Origin of the sequence: Catonella morbi ATCC 51271 (assembly GCF_000160035.2) — a bacterium.
GTDB lineage: Bacteria > Bacillota > Clostridia > Lachnospirales > Lachnospiraceae > Catonella > Catonella morbi.
This window is the reverse complement of record NZ_KI535369.1, coordinates 164,668-191,298: the sequence shown is the minus strand read 5'-3', so window position 1 is coordinate 191,298 and position 26,631 is coordinate 164,668. Positions and strand designations below refer to the sequence as shown.

16 protein-coding genes and 2 pseudogenes are annotated in these 26,631 nt (G+C 36.1%); 14 read left to right on the top strand and 4 right to left on the bottom strand.

Translation table 11 applies throughout. From position 1 onward, the window contains the following. The first annotated feature begins 141 nt into the window (after nt 1–141). From GCWU000282_RS11435 to GCWU000282_RS11375, 14 genes and pseudogenes are all read left to right on the top strand, one after another. Nucleotides 142–975, top strand: a complete 834-nt coding sequence (locus tag GCWU000282_RS11435; RefSeq protein ID WP_023355296.1) for a hypothetical protein — start codon at nt 142–144, stop codon at nt 973–975. Between the two features lie 109 nt (nt 976–1,084). After that, entirely contained in the window at nt 1,085–3,049 is a 1,965-nt protein-coding gene (locus GCWU000282_RS11430) for a hypothetical protein (protein WP_023355295.1), read from the top strand. A gap of 72 nt (nt 3,050–3,121) precedes the next feature. After that, the gene (locus tag GCWU000282_RS11425) at nt 3,122–3,655 is read left to right on the top strand and encodes a hypothetical protein (RefSeq protein ID WP_035040642.1); all 534 of its coding nucleotides are present in this window, start codon (nt 3,122–3,124) and stop codon (nt 3,653–3,655) included. A 295-nt stretch (nt 3,656–3,950) separates the two neighbouring features. Beyond that, nucleotides 3,951–4,637 carry a PBECR4 domain-containing protein gene (locus tag GCWU000282_RS11420; protein ID WP_023355293.1) on the top strand — a complete coding sequence of 229 codons (687 nt, stop codon included), beginning with the start codon at nt 3,951–3,953 and terminating at the stop codon, nt 4,635–4,637. A 94-nt stretch (nt 4,638–4,731) separates the two neighbouring features. Beyond that, the gene (locus GCWU000282_RS11415) at nt 4,732–5,514 is read left to right on the top strand and encodes a hypothetical protein (RefSeq protein WP_023355292.1); all 783 of its coding nucleotides are present in this window, start codon (nt 4,732–4,734) and stop codon (nt 5,512–5,514) included. A 131-nt stretch (nt 5,515–5,645) separates the two neighbouring features. Further along, nucleotides 5,646–6,035: pseudogene (locus GCWU000282_RS17565) on the top strand (ArdC-like ssDNA-binding domain-containing protein); the annotation flags it as partial. Between the two features lie 903 nt (nt 6,036–6,938). Continuing rightward, nucleotides 6,939–12,290: pseudogene (locus tag GCWU000282_RS11410) on the top strand (helicase-related protein); the annotation flags it as partial. 153 nt (nt 12,291–12,443) lie between these two features. Further along, nucleotides 12,444–13,334: a hypothetical protein gene (locus tag GCWU000282_RS11405; protein WP_023355290.1), complete on the top strand. Its 891-nt coding sequence runs from the start codon at nt 12,444–12,446 to the stop codon at nt 13,332–13,334. A gap of 34 nt (nt 13,335–13,368) precedes the next feature. Then, nucleotides 13,369–14,070, top strand: coding sequence for a hypothetical protein (locus tag GCWU000282_RS11400; RefSeq protein ID WP_023355289.1), 702 nt, complete (start codon nt 13,369–13,371; stop codon nt 14,068–14,070). A 10-nt stretch (nt 14,071–14,080) separates the two neighbouring features. Then, entirely contained in the window at nt 14,081–15,898 is a 1,818-nt protein-coding gene (locus GCWU000282_RS11395) for a VirB4 family type IV secretion system protein (RefSeq protein ID WP_023355288.1), read from the top strand. A 63-nt stretch (nt 15,899–15,961) separates the two neighbouring features. Further along, a complete protein-coding gene (locus GCWU000282_RS11390; RefSeq protein ID WP_035040637.1) occupies nt 15,962–17,674 on the top strand; it encodes a hypothetical protein in 1,713 nt (570 codons plus the stop codon). A 169-nt stretch (nt 17,675–17,843) separates the two neighbouring features. Continuing rightward, the gene (locus GCWU000282_RS11385) at nt 17,844–19,193 is read left to right on the top strand and encodes an ISLre2 family transposase (RefSeq protein ID WP_023355286.1); all 1,350 of its coding nucleotides are present in this window, start codon (nt 17,844–17,846) and stop codon (nt 19,191–19,193) included. Between the two features lie 240 nt (nt 19,194–19,433). Continuing rightward, nucleotides 19,434–20,414 (top strand): radical SAM protein, encoded by a 981-nt coding sequence (locus GCWU000282_RS11380; RefSeq protein WP_084295380.1) that lies wholly within the window; start codon nt 19,434–19,436, stop codon nt 20,412–20,414. 36 nt (nt 20,415–20,450) lie between these two features. Next, nucleotides 20,451–20,852 carry a hypothetical protein gene (locus GCWU000282_RS11375; RefSeq protein WP_035040634.1) on the top strand — a complete coding sequence of 134 codons (402 nt, stop codon included), beginning with the start codon at nt 20,451–20,453 and terminating at the stop codon, nt 20,850–20,852. A 206-nt stretch (nt 20,853–21,058) separates the two neighbouring features. Here GCWU000282_RS11375 and GCWU000282_RS11370 read toward each other — a convergent pair whose 3' ends face one another. The 4 genes from GCWU000282_RS11370 to GCWU000282_RS11355 form a co-directional block, all read right to left on the bottom strand. Further along, nucleotides 21,059–22,783 (bottom strand): ABC transporter ATP-binding protein, encoded by a 1,725-nt coding sequence (locus tag GCWU000282_RS11370; protein ID WP_023355283.1) that lies wholly within the window; start codon nt 22,781–22,783, stop codon nt 21,059–21,061. Further along, nucleotides 22,776–24,557, bottom strand: coding sequence for an ABC transporter ATP-binding protein (locus GCWU000282_RS11365; RefSeq protein ID WP_023355282.1), 1,782 nt, complete (start codon nt 24,555–24,557; stop codon nt 22,776–22,778). Before GCWU000282_RS11365 ends, GCWU000282_RS11370 begins: the two co-directional genes overlap by 8 nt. A gap of 189 nt (nt 24,558–24,746) precedes the next feature. Next, complete coding sequence (locus tag GCWU000282_RS11360) at nt 24,747–25,478, bottom strand: Fic family protein (protein WP_023355281.1); 732 nt, start codon at nt 25,476–25,478, stop codon at nt 24,747–24,749. 87 nt (nt 25,479–25,565) lie between these two features. Then, nucleotides 25,566–26,618: a Gfo/Idh/MocA family protein gene (locus GCWU000282_RS11355; protein ID WP_023355280.1), complete on the bottom strand. Its 1,053-nt coding sequence runs from the start codon at nt 26,616–26,618 to the stop codon at nt 25,566–25,568. Nucleotides 26,619–26,631 lie beyond the last annotated feature (13 nt).

Below are 26,631 nucleotides of genomic sequence, written 5' to 3'. Positions count from 1 at the left end.
TAGCAGAGAAATGCTTAAAATGTTTGTAAATGCAAGGGTTTTGTGGTATAATTAAAATGAAAGATAATATATTGAATCAAATCTGAAGATAAGTGAAAACCAGGTCGATAATACCTTAATTTTACAGAAAGGAAGACAGTTATGAATAAGAAAAATGTAATAATCGGAAGTGCGATACTGGCTGCTACATTTGGCATACTGATTTCAGGTTCATTATACTGGACAAAGTATAATGAGAATAAAAATAAAGTAATGGCAGAGGAGCTTAAGGAAAGGGAAATTGCTAAAGCCCAAGCAACAGCTATGGTTAAGCCGGCAGTTCAGAAAGAAGCAACAGCTTCACACAATCCGGCAATAGCAATTAAGCCCGGTAAAAGCTATACAGCTAAGAAAGCTGAGCTTAAAGAAAAGATAGCCAAGAAAAAGGTTACTGAAAAGAAAAAGAATAAAGCAAAGGCAAAGAAGAATAAAGAGTATGTGGTTGACGGTATAGACTACTCAGGACTTTTTAATAATGACACTAAGAAAGTAAGTGAGGATGACAGATATGCAGCCACCCTTAGTACTGATGAGAGAAAGGCTTATAAGGCTAAGATTAAGAAAAACAAGAAGAAAAAGCTGAAAGCAGACAAGAATACCGTACCTAACAGCTATAAGGAACAGACTCAGGGAAACACTGTTAAGGTTGACAAGGGGGTTGTAAAGGATAAGAACGGCAAGACTGTTAAGAATAAAAAAGCAAAAGCCGACTGGAATGACATAATAAATTCCTGTCTTAAGGATAAAAACGGTAAACTTATAGATAATAGTGAGGAAGCTTCTAATAAGAGATATGCTAAAGAGCATGGACTTACAGTTGAAGAAGTTGAGAAAATGGTAAAGGATGGGTATTTTAATAATGGTGAGAGTCAAACAAGTTTTGGTTCAGTAGGCGATGGCTCACCTGAAGATGATGCAGGAATGGATTTCCAGTAATACTATAATATAGATTTATTAAGACAGATAAAAAAATAAATATGTTAATTAAAGAGAATGGGTAGCCTCATTCTCTTTTTTCGTAAAGAAATGGAGTAAATTTGTAGAGATGAATATAAGAAAGATAATAAAGCCTGTTATATTTCTTTTTTCAGTAACCATACTTATGTTTAGTTTTATGGCTCAAACAAAAGCAGCGGACATAAATCTTGGTTCTCAATCTTCACAAGATATGGGAAAAGGTGGTAAGAAAGGAACTTGGTGGAAAGCTGGAGACTATGGTATAAGGTTTACTGTGGTAAATCGTAAAACTGGAGTAAGGATAGCAAGGAGTATTGACTATTTTAAGTTAAATGATTTTAAAAATAAGGAAGTATGGCATACTGGAGGAGATAATAAGCTAGAATACATATACCTTAAAAATAAGAAATTCTCAGTTGACCATAAACAGCCTTATGCCTCTAAAGATAGCGGGTATGCCTATTTGCGAGGTAATGACCTTTGGAATGTAATAAGCGTAGGTAGTTCAAGGAAAACAAGCCTTAAGGATATAAAGCGTAAGTATCTAAGCAGTGATACTTTCCTTAAAAGGATAGCAAAGGACATGGGAGGAGGTGTTACCCTAGATAAGATAAAGAGTAAGGAAAACACACTTGTATTTGAGCCGATATACTACTTTCACTTAGATGGCAAGTACTATGCACTCACATCTACAGAAATAGCCCTGTATGATGCTGAAGCAAGGATGAAAGGCAAAGGCACCATATATAACGGACATTTTTCCTTCTCACACAAGGCAATTCCCCTTGCAGCCTACCTTAAAAAAGACAGGTATGGAATCGAACCTTACAAGGGAAGTGTAAGGGTTTTTACAAATGCAGAGATAGCCACACAGATGGGTGTAGGAATGCTTGGGGGAAAAGGTGGAGAAAAGAAGATTCCACCTAAACTTAGGGTACCTGATTATACATACAGGGTGGATACTGATGTATATACCTCAGTAATAGTAACAGCAGGCAATGACGCAACACCAGATAATCCAATCCGTGTAAACTTTGACATTCCGGGAGTGGGAAGACTTAATTCAGGAGATGTATATGTGCCCAAAGGAAGAAACCAACTCGTATGGGTAAGGTGGCATACACCCAAAGAGCCTGTAGAGATGGAGATTACAGCAACAGTAACCCATTCGGGGAAAAGTGAAGTGAAGGTTATATCAACAGATATTGAGAAAAAATCTCTGTGGGAACCGCTTAATCCTAAGGCGGATGATAAGAAGCCCATAAATCTTACTGATTTCGATGTGAATTTTAGACCATCAGAGTCAAAAATAACGGATACTGAAAAGAAAGAAGAACAGTCATGGAGTATCTGGGAGACTACATATCATCCTAACGGTGATTTTATAGGTTGGGGAAGTGTAGTGTATAGGGATACCAAAGGAAATATAACCGGAGTAAGTTACTACCCTGAATATGACAATGATGCATATTACAGCTTTGGTAAGCATAAATACAGGACTTCATATGCACCGAATGGAAGCAGTGTGAGATATATAGTAAATGGGAGGATACCTACAAACCCAAAGAAGTTTTCAGTAAAACTAGAAGAAAGTAACATGGATGTACACCCGGCAAGTACTGCTTCAAGGGCAAATCCTGATAAAAACTATGTAAAAAGCGGATATGGAATAGGTGCAGATATCTCCATGAAGATAAAGGGAAGTGGAATAGGAGCTGCTACAGGATTTCAGACTTCAAGATATTTCTTTCCTGAGTTTAATTATAAAAAATACTGGAGATGGGGAGACAGGATTGAACAGACGAACGGATTTCAGGAGCTGACTGATAAATTTACCCTTCCTAAGAACAATTACAGCTACACTGGCTATAAGGGAACCTCAGACGGAAGGTTCCACTTCCTCCCAATATGGTATCCTGATGGGATATATGACATCTATGCTGAAGTAACCGACTGCTGGACTCCTGCAGGAGAACTTAAGACCAATCTTATGGGTGAGATAAGCTGCAGGGGGGCATTATGGGATGACTGGCATATACAGCCGGGAAAATAATCTCAGCAATAAAAAAAACTGAAGGAATCTGATAAGAACAAAGCATTTAATACTAAACGGGAGGACATGTTTATGTTTAATCAACTTAATGTTCAATCAGAGAAGGAAAGACAAATAGCTATCAATCTGTCTGAATCTGATTGTAATTATCTTATTTATCTATGTGGCGAAGTTGGAATAAGTATAGGGAATTTAATTGAAACTTTCTTATGTGATTTGATTAGTAATGAAAAAGCTCAAGGTAGCGATGAAAGCAAACTTGTGAGAAATTGGTTTGACAGATGTGACTTTTCAAGACTGCCAAATAATTATTTATTAAGTCATTTGATTGAGACTGAGTATGATCCGAAAGAATATGTAGAATATTTAGAGCTTATTGAAGAAAGTGAATATGATAAGGAATACTCTGAATTACATCCGGATGAAATAGATAAAGAGGAAGGAGAACTTATTGAAGCTGATATAGAAACTTGGAATGAGAAATTAAATGAAATGAAGGATGGATGGCATCCTGGAAGAATTACTGATATGGTTAAGGAGCATGAAATTATTAAGGAATGGATAAAAAATAAGGAAAACCTTCTTTCTGGGAAGTTATGTAAATAGTAGACAATATAGCAAAAAAATAATCTTTTTAAAGCATATATTGCCATAGAAAAGACATAATTAAGAACTATACTGTAGTTGAGAAATAAGCTCAGGGGTAATGCTTACCTTGTCCCTGTGCAAGGGGTTAGAAATATTGCACCTAGCGAAAAGCATTGCCATTAGGGTTTGTGGCAGACCAAAGCGTGGGGGAAGTGAGCTGTAAACCCAGCCGAAACACGTTAAAAGCCCAATGTAAAAGGAAATTTGATGTTATATCAGATTTCCTTTTATGCATTATATATAAGGAGAAGACATGAAGAGAGTTCAGGAAATATTACAGTGGGGAAAGAGAATTGCAAATATAGATTTATTAATAGAAACAAATGGAATGAAATTTAACGTTAAGATAGACAGAAATGTTTTGCCACATTTGTTGGGATTACATTACACAAATCCTTCAAATGGAGCTATTAATGGTATAAGGCTTTTCAATAAAATCAGAAAAGAAAAACTGACAGATGAGGAAATATACGAAAAAATAAATAATAATAATCCTGAACAGTTAGAAAATGTTAAGAATCGAATATATTATTTTAAAGAGTTCATGTTTAATCTTGATAAAGCCAAAATAGTTGAGATGACCAATCCTCAGACTAAGATAAAAAGTCATCACTTAATTTTACAAAGTGTTGATGAAAAATATCTTCAGCTTGGGATAGCAAAAGGAGATATTTCGGATTACTTTGAAACATTTTTGGTCAGAAAAAATGATGATTATTTTCATGAAACTACAGTAAGTGAAGAAGTAACCGGAATATACCGGTATGATGAAGAATGTAACCTGATACCATTTTCATTTGATCCGGTAAAGGCTGAAAAGCTCGAGAAAGAATATAATGAGCAGAAGGATAAAGAAAATGAACAAACAGATGGTATTGAAATAGAAGACTTACTTAGTATTAACGGTATAGATGAAGATGAATGGGATGTTGAAATTTAATATAAAAGAGCTGTAAATTCAAGGGATAACGGATAAAATTGTTATCCCTTTTGTCATAAAAAGGATAAATATAAAAACCGGAAAGGAGTTTTTTATGTACGATGAGAACATGCTTATTGATTTAGGAGGGGAAAATTATGGGGAGCAGATTATAAGGACGGTATCAGAGCCTGATTCTTATTTTCCCGAAAGCCTTACACTATATGATGATATAGTTTCAGCAAATATTGTGGCTACTGATGATTATGGTTACAGACCGGATGAATATGAAATATCAGTACCGGCATTGGGATATGCTTTTATCCACGCACCTTATAACATTGAGATTTCAGGCGGAGGAACAATGATACTGTATAATCCGCCAAGACTTCTGAAGATAAGCCTGAAAAATGGAGATGTTCATTACTTCCCATTTTCCGGAGCAGACAGAGAAGATACAAAAACCAGCTATGAAAAAGAAGTAGCTGACCTCTTTGATGATAAGTATAAGGACATTAAAATCCTAAGGGAAGCAGCAAAGGCAATGAAGCTGATAGAAGGACTTTCAGAGGATGTTGAGGAGTATGAGTATGATAAGCTTGGCAGAATTAATCTGCATTTTGAACAGGGAAATGGCTTTATTGACTACCTTGACCAAATAGCATACGCAAATCAGATAAGATATTACTTTTTTGAAGACATTCCGATTGATTTTTTTCCTGCAAGTCCTGAAGGTGACAGAATACCGGAATTTGAAAAAGAAGGTGAAACAAGAATTAAATCATTTATGAATGCAATGAAATGGCTGGCGGAAAGCAACAGAAAGAGGTTTATTAAAAGGACGACTGAATTTATCAAGTATGTTTCAGAAGAAGATAAGGCTGAAGATAACCTTTGATTTTAACAAACCGCTTTTTAATTGCAATAAATATATAAATTTAATATGAGAAAACAAGTAAAGGCTGTTACATAAGTGATAGTCTTTACTTGTTTTAAAACAATATTTAGCTTAAAGGGGTGGATAAGAAGATGGGCATTAAATACGAAAAAGATCCTCAAGCCTATTATGAAGAAATAATAGGTGGGCTGATGGAAGTGATGAATGAAGCATACAGAAATTTTTTCAGGCTGGAGAGCCTAAATGGGTTTCTTGATGTTGCGAAAAAGGCAGACAGTCTTTCGTTTTCAAACCAGCTTATACTGTGGCAAAAAAAGATAAATTTTACCAGGTTTGAAACATATACAAAATGGCAGGCTCTTGGCAGACAGGTCAGGTATGGTTCAAAGTCAACAAAATTTCTTATGGGAAATTACAGAAAACCTCGGGTGATATACATGTTTGACAGGTCTGTAACATCAGGCAGAGAAAACAAAGATGAAAAACATATAGCTGAGCATAAAAATGAGATTCTTCAATACATGAAAAGTTATCCATTAACTGGCAATACAATAAATGAAAATATCTATAAAGGTTTTGACATAGCAAGGGCTTACAGAGAAGGACTGGGACAGGACATTGAAGAAAGTATGTTTGATGAACTGGAAACATTGGTAAGAAATGCTGCATTGACAGATAATGAATTCTATCACAGCTATAAATCAAGACAGGTACAGAAAGAAGAAATCCTTAATGCCATAAAGAAAATAAGCTCTATCCTTATTGCTTCAAAGCTTGGTGAAGATGTGGACAGCATTTATGGAAAGGATGGCATAAAGGAGATTTTCAGAGTTCTTAATAACAGTACAAGGCTTTTCGCAGCCTGGACACATGCTTTAGAACTTACGGACGGCTTTATCAGAGAAATGGAAGAGAGATTTGAAAAAGAAGCTGAGCCCAAAACAGGCAGGTTTCAGGATAAAGCCATAGAAAAAAGCAAAGGTTCTGAAAAAGAAATAACTAAAGAAGCTGAACCATCTAAAAAGATTGGGAATAATGAGGATATTGTATTGCTAAGCATTAAAGATTATGACCTTGAAGGACTCCCGGTAATATATCAGAACGAAGAATATAAAATATCAGGAAACGTATACAGCCCTAATTCCTTTACAGGAAGTATAATGAGGCTTTCATCGGTTAATGAAGGCTCTGCTTCACTTACCAAGTATTATAGTGATGTGCACCCTGTTGCAGAGCTTTATGCAAGGAAGATAGACCTTGAAAAGTTTAGACAATCTATAGCTGAAGAAGAAAAGCTTCAGCATGAAAAACAGCCATTACCGGAAGAAGAAATACAGGCTGAATATACCAAAAAAGAAAACTTACAAGAAGATGATACTGAAAAAGAAACTGTTGAACCTACAAAATTCATAATTCCAGGCAATACCGGCGAAGGACAGATTGTATTTAATATAGAAAATGCCATAGAAAGCATAGAGCCTGTAACAGACGTTAAACCTATTGTAAAGGCAGACAATATAAGCAACTATAAAATAACAGCAGATACGCTTCCTGAAACGCTTGAACCAAGTAAACGGCTTGTAAACAATGTTGATGCAATAATCATGTTAAAGAGCATTGAAGAAGGAGAAAGAGAACTTAATACCGAAGCACAGGTGGTACTTGCAAAGTATGTAGGCTGGGGTGGTCTTGCTGATGTATTTGATGAGACTAAATTGGGACAATGGGAAGCTGTACGAAACTTTTTGAAAGAAAACCTCACGCAGCATGAATATGAAGCTGCAAGACAGTCAACACTTACAGGATTTTACACACCCAAACCGGTAATAGATGGCATGTATAAGATACTTTCGGGTATGGGCTTAAGAAAAGGAAATGTACTTGAGCCTTCTATGGGTATTGGCAATTTTATAGGAAATCTTCCTAATGAAATGCAGGGTGTTAAGTTTTACGGAGTTGAGCAAGACAGCATAAGTGGAAGGATTGCGAAACTTCTTTATCCGGAGAGTAATATACAGATTAAGGGCTTTGAAGAAACCACATTCTCAAACAACTTCTTTGATGCTTCAATAGGAAATGTGCCATTTGGAGATTTTAAGCTAAATGACAGAGACTATGACAGGAATAATTTTCTTATACATGATTACTTTTTTGCAAAATCCATAGACAAGGTAAGAAATGGCGGAATAATAGCATTTATCACTTCATCCGGAACTATGGATAAAAAGGATGAAAGCGTAAGAAAGTATATTGCTGCAAGAGCAGAGTTTTTAGGTGCAATAAGACTTCCAAACAACACTTTTAAGGGGATGGCAGGAACAGAGGTAACATCTGACATTATCTTCTTTAAAAAGAGGGACAGCGTAATGGAGCGAGATGAGGACTGGATACATCTCTCAAGTGATGATAAAGGGCTTACTTATAATAAATACTTTGTAGATAACCCTGAAATGGTAATTGGAACTATGGAAGAAGTATCCGGAAGGTTTGGCAATACGATTACCTGTTCTCCTGTTCTTTCTACAGTATCCGGTGAAATGAGTGGAAAGAGCCTTGGGAAGAGGATTGAAATCATCGGGGAGAAGATATCCGGAAAAACAAGGTATGAAGAAGCAGAGATACTGAAAGAAGAAAAAGAAGCAATTCCTGCAACTGATGATGTCAGAAACTTTTCATATACTGTAATTGATGGAGAAGTTTATTACAGGGAAAATTCACTTTTTATGAAAAACTGGATGTGGAAAGCTGTGACAGAAACCGATGAGAAAGGCAAGGAACATACCATACACGTAAGAAGGGAGCCTGTGAAAAGTGAAAAAGAAAAAGTCATAGCATATATAGGTGTAAGAAATGCCCTTGATGATGTAATAAAATCCCAGAAGGAAAACGTAAGTGATGAAGCTGTAAAAGCGGCTCAAGACAGGTTAAATGAAGTCTATGATACATTTTCAAAAAAATATGGTTTTATAAATGGACAGGGGAATACAAGACTGTTCAGGCAGGATGCTGCCTTCCCGCTTGTATCATCAGCAGAGGTGCTTGATGAAGACAGGAAGTTTGTGTCAAAGGGCGATATATTTACAAAAAGAACAATAGCAGTAGCAAAGCCTATAGAGCATGTGGACACATCACCTGAAGCTCTTGTTCTTTCGGTGTCACAGAAGGGTAAAATTGATTTTTCCTATATGGAAAGGCTTACGGGAAAGGACAGGAAGACTCTTATAGAAGAATTGAAGGGAGAAATATTCCTTAATCTTACAGACATGCAGAAACGATATGAAACAGTATCGTTAATGCCTGAAAACGGAGCCCTTCCATTTATAAATGCAGCTGTTACTGACATCCCTAAGTATGAATATGTGACAAAAGACGAGTATCTCTCCGGGAATATAAGGGAAAAGACAGGTATTGTTGACAGCTATATTTCAAAATTGAAGTATACTGAAAGTATGTCTGCAGAAAGAATAACCGAACAGGAAAAGGAAGTCTTAAAAAATGAGGTCAGATTATTAGAATATCAGAGAGCAGAGCTTATGAAGGCAATGCCAAAAGAACTTATTGCCTCTGAAATAAATGTAAAGCTTGGAACTGCATGGATACCGGCAGAGGATATAAATGACTTTGTATTCAAAACATTAAAACCTTCAGCATGGGTACAGCCTGATATAAAGGTAAGGTTTTCAGAAGAAACAGGTGCATGGAATATTGAAGGGAAGAGTGCGGACAAAGGAAATACCCTTGCTGAAATGGCATTTGGAACCGGTAGAGTAAATGCCTATAAGATTATTGAAAATGCCTTAAACCTTAAGGACACAAAGGTATATGACAGAAAGAAAGGTCCTGATGGTGAGGAAGTTTCGGTATTGAATAAGAAAGAAACAATGCTTGCAGGACAGAAACAGGAGCTTCTTAACAATGAATTCAAGAACTGGATATTTAATGACAGGGACAGGAGAGAGAGGCTTGTAAAGCTTTACAATGAGCGTTTTAACTCAGTACGTAACAGGGAATATGACGGAAGCAGCCTTACATTTGAAGGAATGAATGCTTCTATAGAGCTAAAGCCACATCAGAAAAATGCGGTTGCAAGAATACTATATGGAGGAAACACCCTGCTTGCACATGTGGTAGGAGCAGGAAAAACCTTTGAGATGGTAGCCGCTGCAATGGAAAGTAAAAGACTTGGATTATGTACTAAATCACTTATTGTTGTACCTAACCATATAACAGGACAGATAGGAAGCGAATTTATGCAGCTTTATCCTGGAGCAAACATAATGGTTGCAGACAAAAAAGACTTTGAGATGAGGAACAGGAAACGCTTTCTGGGAAGAATTGCAACAGGGGAGTATGATGCAGTGATAATCGGGCATACGCAGTTTGAAAAAATTCCAATGTCAAAGGAATATCAGGAAAAACACATAAAGAGTCAGATACAGGGAATAATAAAAAGCATTGAAGACTATAAGTATAACATAAATCAGAAATTCAGTGTAAAGGAGCTTGAAAAGACAAAAAAGAAGCTTGAGACAAGGCTTGAGAAATTAAACAGTACATTTAATAAGGATTATGTAGCGATATTTGAGGAACTTGGAGTGGACAGGCTGTTCATTGATGAGGCACATGAATTTAAGAATCTTTATCTTTATACCAAAATGCAGAATGTTGCAGGAATAGGTACATCAGAGGCACTTAAATCATCAGACATGTTTATGAAGTGCAGATATATGGATGAGCTTACAGGTGGAAAGGGTGTAGTTTTTGCAACAGGAACACCGGTTTCAAACTCGATGACAGAACTTTATACCATGCAGCGTTATCTCCAGTATGACAACCTCAGGAAAAGCGGATTACTAAACTTTGACAGTTGGGCTTCAACCTTTGGGGAAACTACAACAGATTTTGAGCTTTCTCCTGAGGGAATAGGATACAGGGTAAAGACAAGGTTTTCAAAGTTCTTCAATCTGCCTGAACTTATGACGATGTTTAAGGAAACGGCAGACATACAGACTGCAGATATGCTTAGTCTTCCTAAACCTGAGGCACATTATGAGGTTATTAAAACAAAGCCTACACCTGAACAGAAAGAGATACTAAAAGCACTTTCTGACAGGGCTGATAATGTAAGAGGGGGAGATATAGATCCTAAAATAGATAATATGTTAAGGATTACTAATGACGGCAGAAAACTTGCACTTGACCAGAGGCTGATTAATCCAATGCTTCCTGATAATCCTGACAGTAAGGTAAATATGTGTGTAAGAAAGATTTTTGAAATATGGGAGAATACAAGGGAAAAGAAGTTAGCGCAGCTTGTCTTTTCTGATATGTCAACACCTAATGGAAAATCTAAATTTAACATATATGATGACATAAGAAAGAAACTTGTGACACTTGGAGTACCTGATAAAGAGATAGCATTTATCCATGATGCAGGAAACGACATACAGAAAGAAAAAGTATTTTCAAAGGTAAGAACAGGAGAAGTCCGCATACTTATGGGTTCAACACATAAGATGGGTGCCGGAACAAATGTACAGAATAAACTGATTGCACTCCATGACCTTGATGTACCCTGGAGACCTTCAGATCTTGAACAGAGGGCAGGAAGAATAGTACGACAGGGCAACGAGAACTCTGATGTATATATTTACAGGTATGTTACTGAAAATACTTTTGATGCCTACCTTTGGCAGACAATAGAAAATAAACAGAAATTCATATCACAGATAATGACAAGCAAAACACCTGTAAGAGCCGTTGAAGATGTGGATGAGAGTTCACTAAGTTACGCAGAAATTAAAGCGCTTGCAACAGGAAATCCTATGATTAAGGAGAAAATGGACTTAGACAATGAAGTTACAAAACTTAAGATGCTTGAGGCAGATTACAGGGCTAATCGTTACAGGCTGGAGGAACAGCTTACAAAAGAATATCCGGGAGAAATAGAAAGAACAGAAAAACTTATAACTGCTGTGAAAGAAGATATTGCAGATATAGAGTACAGAAAGGAGGATGGTGACAAGTTTACTTTTATCATATTAAATGGTGAAAAAATAGAGGATAAGAAAACAGCAGGTGAAAAATTATTAGAAACCATTAAAAATATCCCAATTTATGAAAGAAAAGAAATAGGAAATTACAGAAATTTTGTACTAGAAGCAGGATACAGTTTTATGAGGAATGAATATACTTTTACGCTGAAAGGTAAGGCATTACACAAAGGTGCATTTGGAAACAGTTCAGATGGAAATATTACAAGACTTGACAACGTTATTGATAAAATTCCTGAAAGCCTTAAGAAGCTTAGTGAAAAACTGGAAACAGCAAAAGAACAGCTTGTTTTGGCTAAAGCTGAGTTTGATAAGCCTTTCCATAAAGCAGAGGAACTTAAGGAAAAGTCAACAAGGCTGGCAGAACTTAACAGTATTCTTGAGATGGGAGATGAGATTAAAAAAAGTGGATATCACATATCAGACAGGCTTGCAGAGAAGATTGTAAGGTTTATGGAGAATTATGACAGTTCTTTTGAATACAGCAAGGATATAAAAGGACATTCTAATAGAGGAGAGTATATACAGACTGTAAAAGAAGATTTCCTTAATGGAAATGATGAAAAATACAGCATTAAAATGGATAAACTCAAGAATGAGACTTCATCTGCACTAAAAGAAGCCACTAATATTGAAACAGAGCTTCATATGTATAAAGAACCGGGAAATATAAGTGAAGCTACCAGTAATTCAAGAGAAACTTGCATAGACTTAGAAAGATAAATATAAGAAAGTCCAAAAGATTACTGGTTTAACAAGCAGTAGTCTTTTGTTTATGTCGGATAACGAATGATGAAGTGGCAATAAGAAACTATTGGTTAAGAAATTGCAATGTAATAAAAATAAGTTGTATTTTATGGAAAAGAGGGAAAAGATATGGAAGGAAATTTACCTGATAAAAGAGCATTTGCAAGGTGGTATATTGAAAAAAGCTTGTTTTTAAAGGACAAAGATATGATTTTTCTTTCAGTATCCCATAAAGAGTTGGACAAAGTAAAAGAGATATTTGCAGACTTTAAGTTTGAAGATGGTAAATCTTTTATGGAAAGCAGCTCCTTTTTTGATACTGAAAAAGAAAATATATTAATGAAGTTCTCTACAGATGTATCGAAAGAGGAGTATAGGGTAGAAGTTACTACAGAATATATCGATAAAAGAAATGTAAATGAAGTAGAGGATATAATAGAAGATATAGACTGGCACTATGAAAATGGAAGTGCAATTAAAGAGTTTGAAAAATCCTTTGATGAATCGACAACAGGTATAAAAGTAGGTGATACCATTAAATATAATGGTGAGCTTTATAAGGCTGCCTGGATGGTTGATGATATTGTGAGCAGTACAGGGCGGATTGGTCTTATATCAGAAGAACAAGGTAAACCGCAGCAAGTTGTAAGATTTATTGGAAGCTATAATCTTTTTGATAAGATTGAAAAAGTCCAGGATAAAACAATAGAAGTCCCAAGAAATATAAGTATTTCATTAGCTAAAGATATAGTTGATTTTATGGAAAATTATGATAGGGCATTTGGATATATGGATGATATAAAGGGAAAGTCTAACAAGGAGGAGTGGATACAGACGGTTAAAGATGCTTTTCTGCAAGGCGAAGGCAAGGCTTATGTGGAAACTGTATCAAGACTTAAGGAAGAAACCACAAGGGCAATGAAACAGGCAATAAGGATTGAAACAGAACTTATGAAGTGTAATGAAGGACAGGAGCAGGTATTAGTTATTGAAAAAACTGAGGAAGTTTTTGAAAGATAGAACATAAGAATAAAAAATATTTAAGGAGAATGGCATGGAAAGACTGATAGTACCAATTATAAGTACAGTAGTATTAATTCTCATAGGGATAGCAGGTTATATCATATTTACAAAAATAACTGCAAAGGAAAAGGAAAAGGCAAAAGCAGAGGACAGAGGCGAAAGCTCACAAGACTTTACAAATGTGCTTGATATAGATGCTGATAATGAAATATTATATACAGCTGACGGAAACATACTAAGCATTATAAGGATAGAACCTGTATCACTTGATCTTATGTCTGATGCTGAAAAGAAGGCTACCGCCGAAGCAATTACAGCTGCATTAGGCAAATATGATGGAACTTGGAAATTTATAGCAGTAAGTCGCCCGGTAGACATTAAACCTCTTATTGATAAATATAACAATATGTATACACAGGCTGACAGCGATATAAAAAAGAAACTGCTTAGGAATGCAGCAAGGACAATGGAAGGACTCTCTCTTGGCGGAGAGGTAACGGAAAGGCAGTTTTATTTCATTCTATGGAGCAGGTATAAAGATAATTCATCAATTGGAAATTTCTTAAAGAAAAGAGGACTTTTTGTAAGTTCAATGAATGAAGCAAAAGCACAGGTTACTGTTATTGGAAAATCTGAAATGATAAGGGTTTTTAATCTTTATTTTAACCCATCATCACTAAGCTATGAGGATTATGAAACAGAAGAGCATAAAGTAGCATTTTTAAAGGCATAAGGAGAAAAAAATGGAAAAAAACAGGGCATTGCTTGATGTAATAGCGCCAATGAATGTAAAAATCAAAAAAGACAGTCTGATACTGGGTGAGAACAATGCACAGTGCTTTGGAGTAATAAGCTATCCCCAGTCAGCAAAATATGGCTGGCTGTCTGAAATTACAAATATACCGGGAACAGTTGCTTCGATAAGTTTTGAAACGGTAAACTCCGGAGAATTTCTGGAACATCTTAATAAAAACATATCAGTATATGCCTCTGAGGCAAGGGATGCAAAAAATGAGCTTGAAAGGCTCAGGGCAGAACAGGCAGAAAAAAGCGGAAAACAGTTGCTTAAAAGAATTGATATAGGAGGAGAACAGGTAGGACTTGTAAGTACAGCCATTATGAGTGTTGCAGGAGATAATGAGACAATTGGTAAAATATCAAGAAGGCAGAAAAGTGCAGCAAGCCTTATTAAATGCAAGGAAAGACTGCTTTCATTCAGGCAGCTTGATGCATTTTCGCAAATAAGTCCAACATCAGGAAAAAATAAAAACATATCTTCAATGATTGACAGGGTTATGCCATTATCATCTGTTGTATATGGATTTCCGCATTCCCATGGAGGCTATACCGATGATGACGGTTACTACCTTGGAATGGATGGAGCAGGCGGTCTTGTGATACTTGATACATGGAAAAGGTCAGGAGACAGGACAAATTCAAATATGGTAGTATTGGGAATTAATGGAACGGGGAAATCGACAGCAGTTAAGCACATCATATTAAATGAGTTTATGCTTGGAAAAAGAATAATAATCATAGATCCCGAACGGGAGTATAAGGATATGTGCAAAGCCTGTGGCGGTGACTGGATAAATGCAGCCGGAGGAAAAGGAAAGATTAATCCTTTACAGATAAAGGTTTCATCAAAAGATACTCAGGATGATGACAGTTATGAAGATAATGAAGAAGATACTGAAGAAGAAAAATTAAGCGAGCTGGCAATACACTTGAAAAATCTTGAAGTATTCTTCAGTCTTTACATAAACAGCCTGACTGATACAAAACTTGCAATTATAAAGAGGAGCTTAATAGAATTGTATAAAATATTTAATATAGACTGGGATACGGATAACAGTAAGCTAAAAGCCGAAGACTACCCTATAATGGAAGATTTATATAATTATATACTGTCAGAAGCTGAAAGGATGAAAGATGAAGGTGATGACCAGTTTAAGGAATATGAAGATATTGCAAGGCTATTTGAAGATGTGGCAAAGGGTGGTGATAGCTTTCTTTGGAACGGACACACCACATTAAATTCGGATGCTCAGTTTGTGGTACTTGATACAAAAGACCTTCAGGACAGCTCTGAAAGGATAAAGGGTACAGAATACTATCTTCTTTCAACTTGGATGTGGGCTGAAATGAGTAGAGACAGGACAGAAAAGGTTGTAGGTGTATTTGATGAAGCATATCTTCTTATTGATAAAAGAGTGCCACAGACGCTTGCCTTCTTAAGGAATGCCAGTAAAAGATGCAGGAAGTATGAAGGCTCAATGATAATAATAAGTCATTCTGTGGTTGATTTTCTAGATGAAAGTGTGAAAATGTATGGACAGGCACTCCTTGACCTTCCAACATATAAATTTATATTCGGGTGTGATGGCGAAAACCTTAAACAGACTAAACAGTTATATAACCTGAATGATTCAGAAGAAGAACTTCTGCTATCAAAGAATAGAGGACATGCATTATTCTTCGCAGGGAGTAAGCGCATGCACCTTAATTTTAAAATTCCTGAATATGAAAAGGAGTATATGGGAAATGCCGGTGGAAGATAATATAAAGCAAAACAGTACTAAAACTTCAAATATTGCGGCTAGGGAATACGGGGGGTGATTATAGTGAATATAGTAAACTGCTACAACAAAAACAATGATTATTACATAGACTTCAGACAGCTGCTTGAAGAAGATGAATTTGCTTATTATGATGAAAAACTAAAAGATAAGGATATAACCTTTACGGATATGGCAAAGGAGCCTTCATCGGTAAATGAGATAATATCAAGGACTGTACATAACTATGTTATAAATCCTGATGATTTGAAATATTTGATATTAGACAAAACAGTAATCCTTGATGCAACATCAGATAATCTCATAAGGCTAAAAAATGCAATTAAAGAATATGCCAGGCATTTTAATAATATGATTATTATGGAGCAGGGAGGTGACCCGGTTGGAGAACTTAAGAGAGAAGCCGGAAATGGAAGAAATTTTTATCTTTTCACCGAGTCAGACAGGAATAAGCTGATAAGGGAAGTACTTGATAAGATTATTGAACTTGAGGATAATCCAGATGGCAAAATTCAAAAACAGGCAAAAGTTAATATACCCAAGTTAAAGGACCGACAAGAAACTAGAGATGATCTGGAAAAAGTTAAGGATGATATTTTTAATAATTCTTCTGAGGAAAAAGAAATCGAAGAAGCGGTAATGCCTTATGAATATAATCAGGCTGAAGAAGACACCAATATAGAAGAAAGCCATTTGGAAGCAGCTGATTATATTCCGGATGAAGAAAGTATTCATAAAGAGCCTAAAAAGAAGCTTACTGAGAAATTTGTTAATGGATTAAAGGGAAAAACAAAAAAAGAAACTGAAAAGAAAAATAAGAAAGAGAAAAGTAAAGAAAATGTGAAGCCTGAAAAGAGTCCGGAAGCAAACATAAAATTTCCCCAAACATCTGTAAAGCCAGTAAAAATAGTAGATACATCACAGGATGTAAGGATAAATAGACAGGAAGAAGTTACTGTAAAGGAAATATTAAGGCGGGGTACTGTTACCAATAATATGGATAAATCTACACTTTATACAGTTAACAATGAACCGGTAAGAAATAGATTTACAGAGGAAAGGCTAAGTCAGGCAGTAAAGATGGAACACCTGCTTGAAAAAAGTAAGGTGTGGAACAGCATAGATAATGTAATAATTATGAGAGGGCTGTATGGCAATATATCAGCCACATATCTTTCGTTAGTTATTGCAAATATTCTTCAAAGTAATAATGCAAGCGTTGCCTACATAAATGATTCGCATTATGACTTTTTATATACTGTACAAAACTATGGACTTAAAAAGACCGGGAATTTTTATGTCAGGGATAACATAGTGTTTATGGAAAACTTTATGGCAATTCCTGATGTGAATTTTTATATAATAGACAGTAAGGAAGCATATTATGGAAAAAAGGAAGCACTTCTAGCAAATGGCTTTACACCTTTTTATTTTGCGGTGGCAAATGGTGATGCCAAAGGGATAAGTTTCCTTAAAAATGAAGAAGGCATGCTGAAGGCTAATGGTATAGATAATTATAGGATTATTGTAAAAGATGTAAATACTGAGATGTACAATATACTTTATAAAGAGCTTAATGCCGATAAAATAATTGAGTACAGACACATAGATGATGAACCATTTGGAAGTCTGGCTAAAAACAGTAGTATTGCAAATGATGTATACAGGCTTTTTGATGAGATTGATGAAAATATAAATGTTAAAGAACAGGAGAGAGTAGAAGAACAGGATATATTTGAAGAAGAAAATGAGATGTAAAATGGAAAACAGCAGAGTGGATAAGACTCTGCTGTTACTATGTTTTTTCTTAAAATTAATTAAGACAACTTCATTCTAAGTTACAAAGCTATTAATGTCAAGCATTTTTTTGTAAAATAGCTAGGATGTTATGTGAAAAAAATGAGTAACGAACAGATTGGAGAGAAATATGAGCAAATATAAAGGAAAATTTGAGGAGCTTGAATTGGCTATCTATCATATGATTATGGAGATTGCTTGTGATGTATTTAAAATACTTTTAGAAGAATATGATGAGGAGATAATGGAGAACAGGGATAAGCAGAGATACAGGAATATGGGGTTAAGAAACCAGAATCTTAAGACAATGTTTGGTGTGGTACAGTACAAAAGACATCTTTACCTTGATAATAAGAAAAAAACTTATATATTTCTGCTTGATGAAAATTTGAAGCTGGAGACTTTTGGCAATTATACGCTAAACCTTGCTGACAGGATAAAACAGCTTGTGACAGAAGTACCATACAGGGAGGTTGAAGAACAACTTGAAAATCTGACTAATATAAGGCTCAGCCACCAGTCAATATGGAATATTGTACAGAAGATAGGTGGGGAGATTTTTGAGGAATACAAAAATAAAAAAGAGGAGGAAAATCAGGGAATGTTAAAAACAGAATTTCTTTTTGAAGAACATGACGGAGTTTACCTGAGGTCTAGGGAAAAGTCAAATGAAAGGGGAATTGAGATTAAGGCAGGGACATTCTATACAGGTTGGGAAAAAAATGGGGAAAATAGCCATAAACTAGAAAATAAGGTGGTATTTGCGGCAGCAATACCAGCAGAAGAATTCATAGAAATAAAAGAAACTCTAGCAGACTATACTTACGATATGGACAAAGTGAAGTACAGAATAATGAACTGTGACGGAGCCGGCTGGACTTTCAACAATAGTGACCAGACAGCAGTAAGACAGCTTGACTTCTTTCATATAAAACAAGCAATATATATGGCAATAAGTAATAAAGAACAGATTAAAGCACTGTATGAAATGCTTATAAAGAAAGAGTATGACAAAATGCTGGAGCACATTAAAGTACTTGAAAGGGAATGCACAGTTGAAAATAAAAAGAAGATAATTGCAGACTTATATAGGTATCTTAGCAATTATCGTACTGAGCTGGAGAGATATAAAGGTAAAATAGCATATACAGGAGATAAATTGCTTAGAAACATGGGCATACAGGAGAATCAGAATTATATACTTATAACAAGGCGAATGAAACACAGGAGAATGGCTTGGACGAAAAAGGGAGCAACAAATCTTGCTCTTATTGTATGTGATGAGATAAATAACAAGACTTGGAATAAGATTGATAGAGAAAGCAGGAAAACCAAGCTTAATGAAGAAATACTTGTAAATGCTACACATAGGTCAGTAGAGAAAATAAGCCCATATTTTAATACTGATGGTAAGTATGGGATTAATGATAGAATATTGGGCAATATGCTTACAAGACTTAGAAATGTAAGTTTTGCTTAGTAAATAGAATAATATATATTTTATTTAAGGTTGCTATGCAGCCTTATTTGTAGTGTAAAAGAAACTTGAAAAAGAATGAAAAAGGATGTAACATAGACAAAGTAAGAAAAATGTAAGAATGTAAGAAAAAAGTAAGCAATAATATCTTGACAGATACTAAAATATTTTTTGCATTGCATATATTTCATATTTTACTTATACTTACTTTAAGGTATGTGTTATTCTCAGAAAGGAGTATCTATGGATTACGAAGGAAGAATATGTCGTGGCCCTATGGAAAGAAAAGCCTTTATGTTGCCTGTGACTGTCGGCTGTCCGTACAACAGGTGCAAATTCTGTGAGTTATTTACTGACCTTAAATATAGAAAAATCAGCATGGAAGATATAGAAAATGAACTTAAGAGGGTAAGGTCACATGGAGGCAGTCCTAAGCTTATATACCTCGGTGACGGAAGTGCATTTCAGTTAAAAGCCTCAGAACTTGCCGATATTATAAGGCTTGTAAGAAGATATTTCCCCGGAGCATCTGCTTTCAACTCTGATGCCACCATAACAAGCATCCTCCAAAAATCTGATGAAGAACTGGCTATGTTACATTCTTTAGGCTATAACAAGCTTTATATAGGAATTGAAAATGCCCTTCCGGATGTACTTGAATTTATGGACAAAGACCATAGCGTAGAAGAGGCTTATAGGGAAATAGAAAGGCTTACTCAGGCAGGCTTTACCTACGCCGCACACTTTATGACAGGTGTCGCAGGGGCAGGAAGATGGAAAGAATCTGCCAAAGCTATGGCTAAGTTTTTGACTGTGACAAAGCCCGAAAATATAGTTAACTTCTCCATGTTCCTTTCTGCGGATAAGCTAAGTAAAGAGATTGAAGCCGGAAACTTTAAGCCTGCAACCGAACTTGAAAACCTAAAAGAAGAAAGAAAACTGGTTGAACTTTTAGAAATAAATCCTGAACACCCTATTAAATGGGACAGCTTTCATGATTGGGTTCATGTCCGCACAAGCGGGACACTTCCAAAGGATAAGGATAAAATTCTTAAGATATTGGATGCTGCCATAGCCAAATTTGAAAATCTCCCTGATTTATATTCCAAGATTATGGGAAATCCCGAAAATGATGAGGGCTATGGCTTTGTGGGGCAGGAGAGCCTGTCGTTGAAGGATGTTTATATAGCACCGGAAGTAAATGATACATATGTAACAGTATAAAACTTTAACCGTATTCTGATTAAGGGGGAGATGTATATGCCTTATAAATTAATATTTACTTTTATTATCATCTTAGGCTCTGTAGTTTCTTCATATTTTTTGTACAAAAACGGATTATTCACAAGACATATGACGGTATCCTTTATGCAAAGAAGTTTCTTTTGGAAAAATAAAGGTTGGGCAAAATTCGGCTTTTGTCATGGCTATATTAAAAAGATTCTCTCTATAAAAGAAAGCCGGGATTATAAATTCACTTTTAACGCAGGCATTACAAAGGGCTATGTCTGTGCGGAAATACAGGATAAATACAAGAATGTACTGTTATGTTTAGATATATTAAATCCCGAAGATACGGTCTATTTAGACAGCGGCACAAAGTATTATCTTATATTAAAGTTTAATCGTGCAGCGGGCGAATTAGAAATTGAGTGGAATTAAATCACAGAAGACCTTTCATTACTATAAACTTCAATTATTCACCCCATAGGTCACAGACCTCTTATTCCGCATAATACATTTGGATAAGCTTTTTTCTGTCTGTGACTATGGGGTAATATTACCAAATATCTGTAAAATATCGTAACTTTAAGCCTGTGGCTTGATTACGATATTTCACGAGATGTTTCGGGAGTAATCCGGGATAATTAAGCCATCGCCTTATCTACCATATTTCTATACATTTCACTCTTCTCATACAGCTCCTTATCATTTCCTACCGCTTCAATCTTGCCTTCATTAAGAAGCACTATCTTGTCCACACTTCTTATGGTTCTCATTCTGTGGGCAATGATGATAACCGTCTTTTGCTTTATAAGCTCTGACAAGGCCTCCTGAATCAGACTTTCATTTTCCACATCAAGAGAAGCTGTAGCTTCATCCAGAAGTATAACAGGCGCATCCTTAAGTATGGCTCTGGCAATCGAAAGTCTCTGGCGTTCACCGCCTGAAAGCCTTTCTCCGTTTTCACCGATTACAGTATCTATGCCCTCAGGCATACGCTTGATAAATTCATCACATCTTGCAACCTTGGCAGCTCTTATGATTTCTTCATCTGTCGCATTCTTCTTACCTACTCTTATATTGTCCTTTATACTTGCATTAAAAAGTGTAACATCCTGAAAAACAATGGAAAAATTTTTAAGCAGAGTTTCAGGATCTACCTTACTTATATCCTCGCCACCAAGCAGTATCTGCCCGCTGTCTATATCCCAGAACCTTGCCGCAAGCTTTGTCAGTGTAGTCTTTCCGCTGCCTGAAGGTCCTATGAGAGCTGTAGTTTCACCCTGCTTAGCTGTAAAGCTTACTCCATTTATCACTGAATAATCATCATAGCCAAAATGCACATTCTTAAACTCCACATCAAAGCTCTTAATATCCATCTCGGTCTTGCCTTCCTGCACAGGCATTGTCTTTATCTCTTTAATCCTGCCTACCACACTGTCAAGAGTATTTATCATAGCCATAAAAGTAAGTATTCCCCCAATAGGCAGATATATACTCGTAGTCAGTATAAGAAATGCAATATAAACAAGAATATTTATTTCACCTGAAATAAGCATATTTGCTCCGACTACTGCCACGGTTACAATACCTAATTTCAATAAAATATTTGAGGCAGCAAGTGAAATTCCGCCTAAAAATTCAAGTTTGATTTTATTTTTCTTATTGATAGCCAGCTTCTCATCAAATTCTTTAAGAGATTTTTCTTCTAAATTATATGCCTTTATCTCCTGAATCTGATCTGCTTTTTCCTGAAAATCATCATACACAGCCCTATTAGTCTTAACCCATTCATCTCCTGTTTTTTTATTTCTCTTCTTTGAGAGAAAAAATAGCAGAATAGATACAGGTATTACCCAAAGTGTAGCGAGTCCAAGCTTAAAATTATAGCTAAGAATCATAACAGATATTATTGTTGTGGAAATTATGGTCGCATATAATTGTGGGACCGCATGTGAAAATATCTCTTCATAAAGAGTAATATCATTCATCATAGTTTCAGCCAAGTCTGATAAATCTCTCTTTCCAAAATAAGAAAGCGGAAGCTTCTTAAGTCTGTTGGCTATGTCTATTCTTGAATTCGCACTTTCACTGTATACATTGGTATAAAGTCTTGTATAATCCCAGCCTGCCACAAAAAATATAATTAATCCCATAACCAGGATAACAACTATATAATTTACTAAGCTAAGTTCATAATCAGCTTTCATTCCTTCTATGCTGCTTAAATACTGAAACAAAAATATAAAAGCAATTATAGGAGGAAACATCTTTACTAAGTTAAGTATTGTACGTGAAAATATTGCTTTTTTAAGGTTATTTGCGCCAAGTTCTGACATGGCATACCTGTCCATAAAAAATTTACTCATTTTTTCCTCCTAACTTCCAGTTCACCGATCTCTGATATTCCTCCCAAAGTTTCTTATACAGACCGTTTTTATCTAAAAGTTCGGTATGTTTGCCTGATTCTTTTATTTTGCCGTCTTCAATCACCAAAATCTTATCTGCATCTACAACCGTAGAAAGCCTGTGCGCTATCATAAGTGTTGTCTTATCTTTTGAAAGCTTCTTAAAGGATTCCTGAATTATATGCTCATTTTCAGGGTCTGCAAAGGCTGTGGCCTCATCCAGAATAATAAGCTTTGCATCCTTTAGAAATGCCCTTGCTATGGCAAGTCTCTGGGACTCTCCACCTGAGAAATAAGTTCCCTTTGTTCCATATATCGTATCCAATCCCTTCTCAAGATTGTCCACAATTTCCTTAGAACCGGAGTTTATAAGTGCAGCCTGCATTTCTTCCTCAGTCGCATTTTCATTGCCGAGTAAGAGATTTTCCCTCAGGCTCATTTTAAATAGCTTTGAGCTCTGGAACACAAAGGCTATTTTCTTCATCAGGGACTTCTTATCATAATTTCTGATATCTATACCGCCCACAAGGACTTCACCCTCGTCTGCATCGTAAAACCTGGCTGCAAGCCTTGCTATGGTTGTCTTTCCGCCACCTGAAGAGCCTACCAGCGCCACAGTTTCGCCCTTATTTACCTTAAACGAAATGTTATCAAGCACCTTCTCTTTATCATAAGAAAAAGATACATTCTTAAATTCAAGTTCTCCGCTTTCATTTTCATCCTGTCCGTAGGTAATATCTTTATAGTCAAGTATATTGTCTATTCTGTCAAGTGCGGTTTCTGCAAAATATTTGTACTGGCCCAGGGCTGCCGACCTGAATATATAAGTACCGAATGCAGGACCGATGAGAAGATAGATTACTGAATTGCCAAGTACCTCTCTTACATCTCCTCCATTATTGATAAGAAGGATGCCTACCGGCACAAGAAAGAAGGCTGTAGAAGTAGCTATAGCCTCAAATATAGACATTTTAGTCCTATAGCCCAGAGTCATTTTAATTACTATTTCCTTCATTTTTATAATCAGAGAATACAATTTGTCAAAGCTCTCTACGCTCTGTGCAAAGGTCTTAACTACAGGTATTCCTCTTACATACTCTACTGTCTCCGCTGACATATTGGCTAAGCTTTTATAATATTCATCCTTTGCCTTCTGTGCCTCTTTTGTCATCATGGTTGACATAAGTATAAGCCCCACTACCATAGGAAGAAGACTTGCTAACCCCAATCTCCAGTCAAATATGAAGAAAAATATTAAAAGTACCAACGGGGATATCATGGTCATGGCTACGTCAGGAAGCTGGTGTGCAAGGAAGGAATGTGTTTCTCCCGCTCCGCTTATGATTACATTTCTGAGTTTGCCGCTTTCCCTGTTTGCAAAGAAGCCGAGGGGCTTTCCCATCAGCCTTTTCATACTTACCTTTATAATGTTATCTTCAACTTCAAATGCAAAGATATGAGACACTATTATGGCAAGCAGATAAGCAAGCAGTCCTCCTATCGCAAATGCCACGGCCAACGCTGCATTTCCTCTTACCTGGCCTGCCTCTATCTGCCCTTTTAAGATAATATGGCTTACAATCTTATGAATATAAACCATAGGCATCAGCATCATTACCCCGGAAGCAGCCGACATAAACATCGCAAGATAAAGCAGACCTCCTTTGTTTCCTGCATAAGGCATCAGTCTCTTATATACTGAGTCTTTTTTCTTATTTTTCTCTTTCTCTTCCAACTTTTTTCACTCCTTTGCCTTATAATTTCGGTAAAATTCTCCGAATAACTCAAATTTGCACAGAGTTAGCCAAGACTACCCGCCCATTGTATATTTTAGCACAATAAATCAGAAGGCGCAATATATCTAAGCTATATTTTATGCATAAAAACTGTCGACAAAATCCATAATTCTGCCGACAGTCAAAAATTATTCAAGAAAAAATTTTACTGTTTTCATATATTTATTTTGTTCTTTCATAAGAAGCTCAAGTAACTTCTCCGATGAGTCTGTATCTGAATATTCTTTTATTCCCTCTATGTACTCCACCCTGTTCTCATCGTGGATAATAGGCGGTATTATGTCATTTTTAAGAGCTTCTCTAAACAAAATCACACGCCCCGTACGACCGTTTCCATCTTGAAACGGATGGATTTTTTCATATTTTAGATGGAATAATGCAATTGCCCTTAGATTTTTTTCAGAATTTTTATACCATATTAAAAGTTCCTTCATATCGTCTGAAACGTTGACAGGCAGTGAAGTCTGCATAGTCCCCGCTATATTGGGGCGTGCCTTGTACTCTCCGATATTATATCCGTTTGCCTTATCCTCAAAAACTCCACTTTTAAGCTCATAGTGAAATTTTTTGATAAGCTCTTCTGACAAATCCTCATCTAAGGTCTTTAACATATGGTTAAACATCAGAAAATGTCCGTTCATTTCTTCTATGTCTTTTGCCCTGTATACATTGTCGCTTACAGGGAGTAAACCTGTATCAAACAGGCTTGCAGTCTGGTTTTCAGTAAGTGTACTCCCCTCAATTTTATTGGAATTGTAGGCGAGTTTCCTTGAAGTTACAGCATATATGCCTGAACGGTCCCTCTTGTTAAATTCTATAAATAAGCGTTCTTTTAGTTTTTTTATTAAATCAGTTACCATTTTTTATCTCCGGTTTTTAATTATTGATGCGAAAAAGCGATAAAGTTTCGGTTCTTCTACAATAACCTATGGTTAAGCGATTCAGAATTAATAAGTATACTCCTTAATCCTGATATCCTCAAACGGAAGAGTAATACGTTCATTTCTGATAGAGGACAGATAAATGCCTTTAATTATTTCAAGTGTCTTTCTGCCTTCAAGTCCGTCTACCGTTATGCCTTTATCATTTAGAAGTGCATTGTAGAATTCCTCTATCTGCATAATGTGGGTTGAACCCCAATAATCTTTACCGACTGTACTTCCTTTGCTGATTTCCCTGTACTCGGTATATTGGGTGCCAAACCATGTATAGCCAACATCCTGTATCAGTCCAAATCTTCCTTTTTCTCCACAGAACTCGATATTGATAGGTGAGTCAAATCCATAGCAGTTACAAGCATATAGATTGTATATACAGTCATTTTCAAAGCCGATGACAGCCTCAGCGGTATCTTCTACATTAAGTTTAGGATGACAGTGGTTATGAATAGAGCCTTCAATCCATTTAACATTACTTCCAAGTATGTAGCGTACTCTGTCTATGCTGTGGATAGCCTGGTCGATAAGCGCACCTCCGCCTTCGTGTTCCCAGGTGCCTTTCCAGTCACATCCCTCATAATATTTATCCGGACGACTCCAAGACAGATATGATCTTACCGAGGTTACTTTGCCGAAATCACCGTTTTCGTACATCCGCTTTAAGGTCTGTACACTTTCGTTATATCTTGTCTGAAAGATGCAACCAAGCTTAACCTTATTTTTTTCAGCAGTTCTTATCATTTCATCCGCTTCCTGCAATGTAATTGCTATAGGCTTCTCCGTAAGCACATGTATACCTCTCTCCATTAAACTTATGGCAATAGGCGCATGTAAGTCGTGTGGCAGGCAAAGATGTGCTACATCTATGTCATTATCAAATAAGTCCTCAATATTATCGGAATACTTGCAGCCAAAGGGCTTGGCAAAAAGCTTTGCCTTCTCAAGATTAACATCTACAGCATAGCACAATTCAGCTTTATTTTTAAGCTTCATCAAGGCATCTGAATAGCAGACAGATATTCGTCCGCAGCCTACAATAGCTATTTTTAACTTTCTATCCATGGTTCTCCCCACT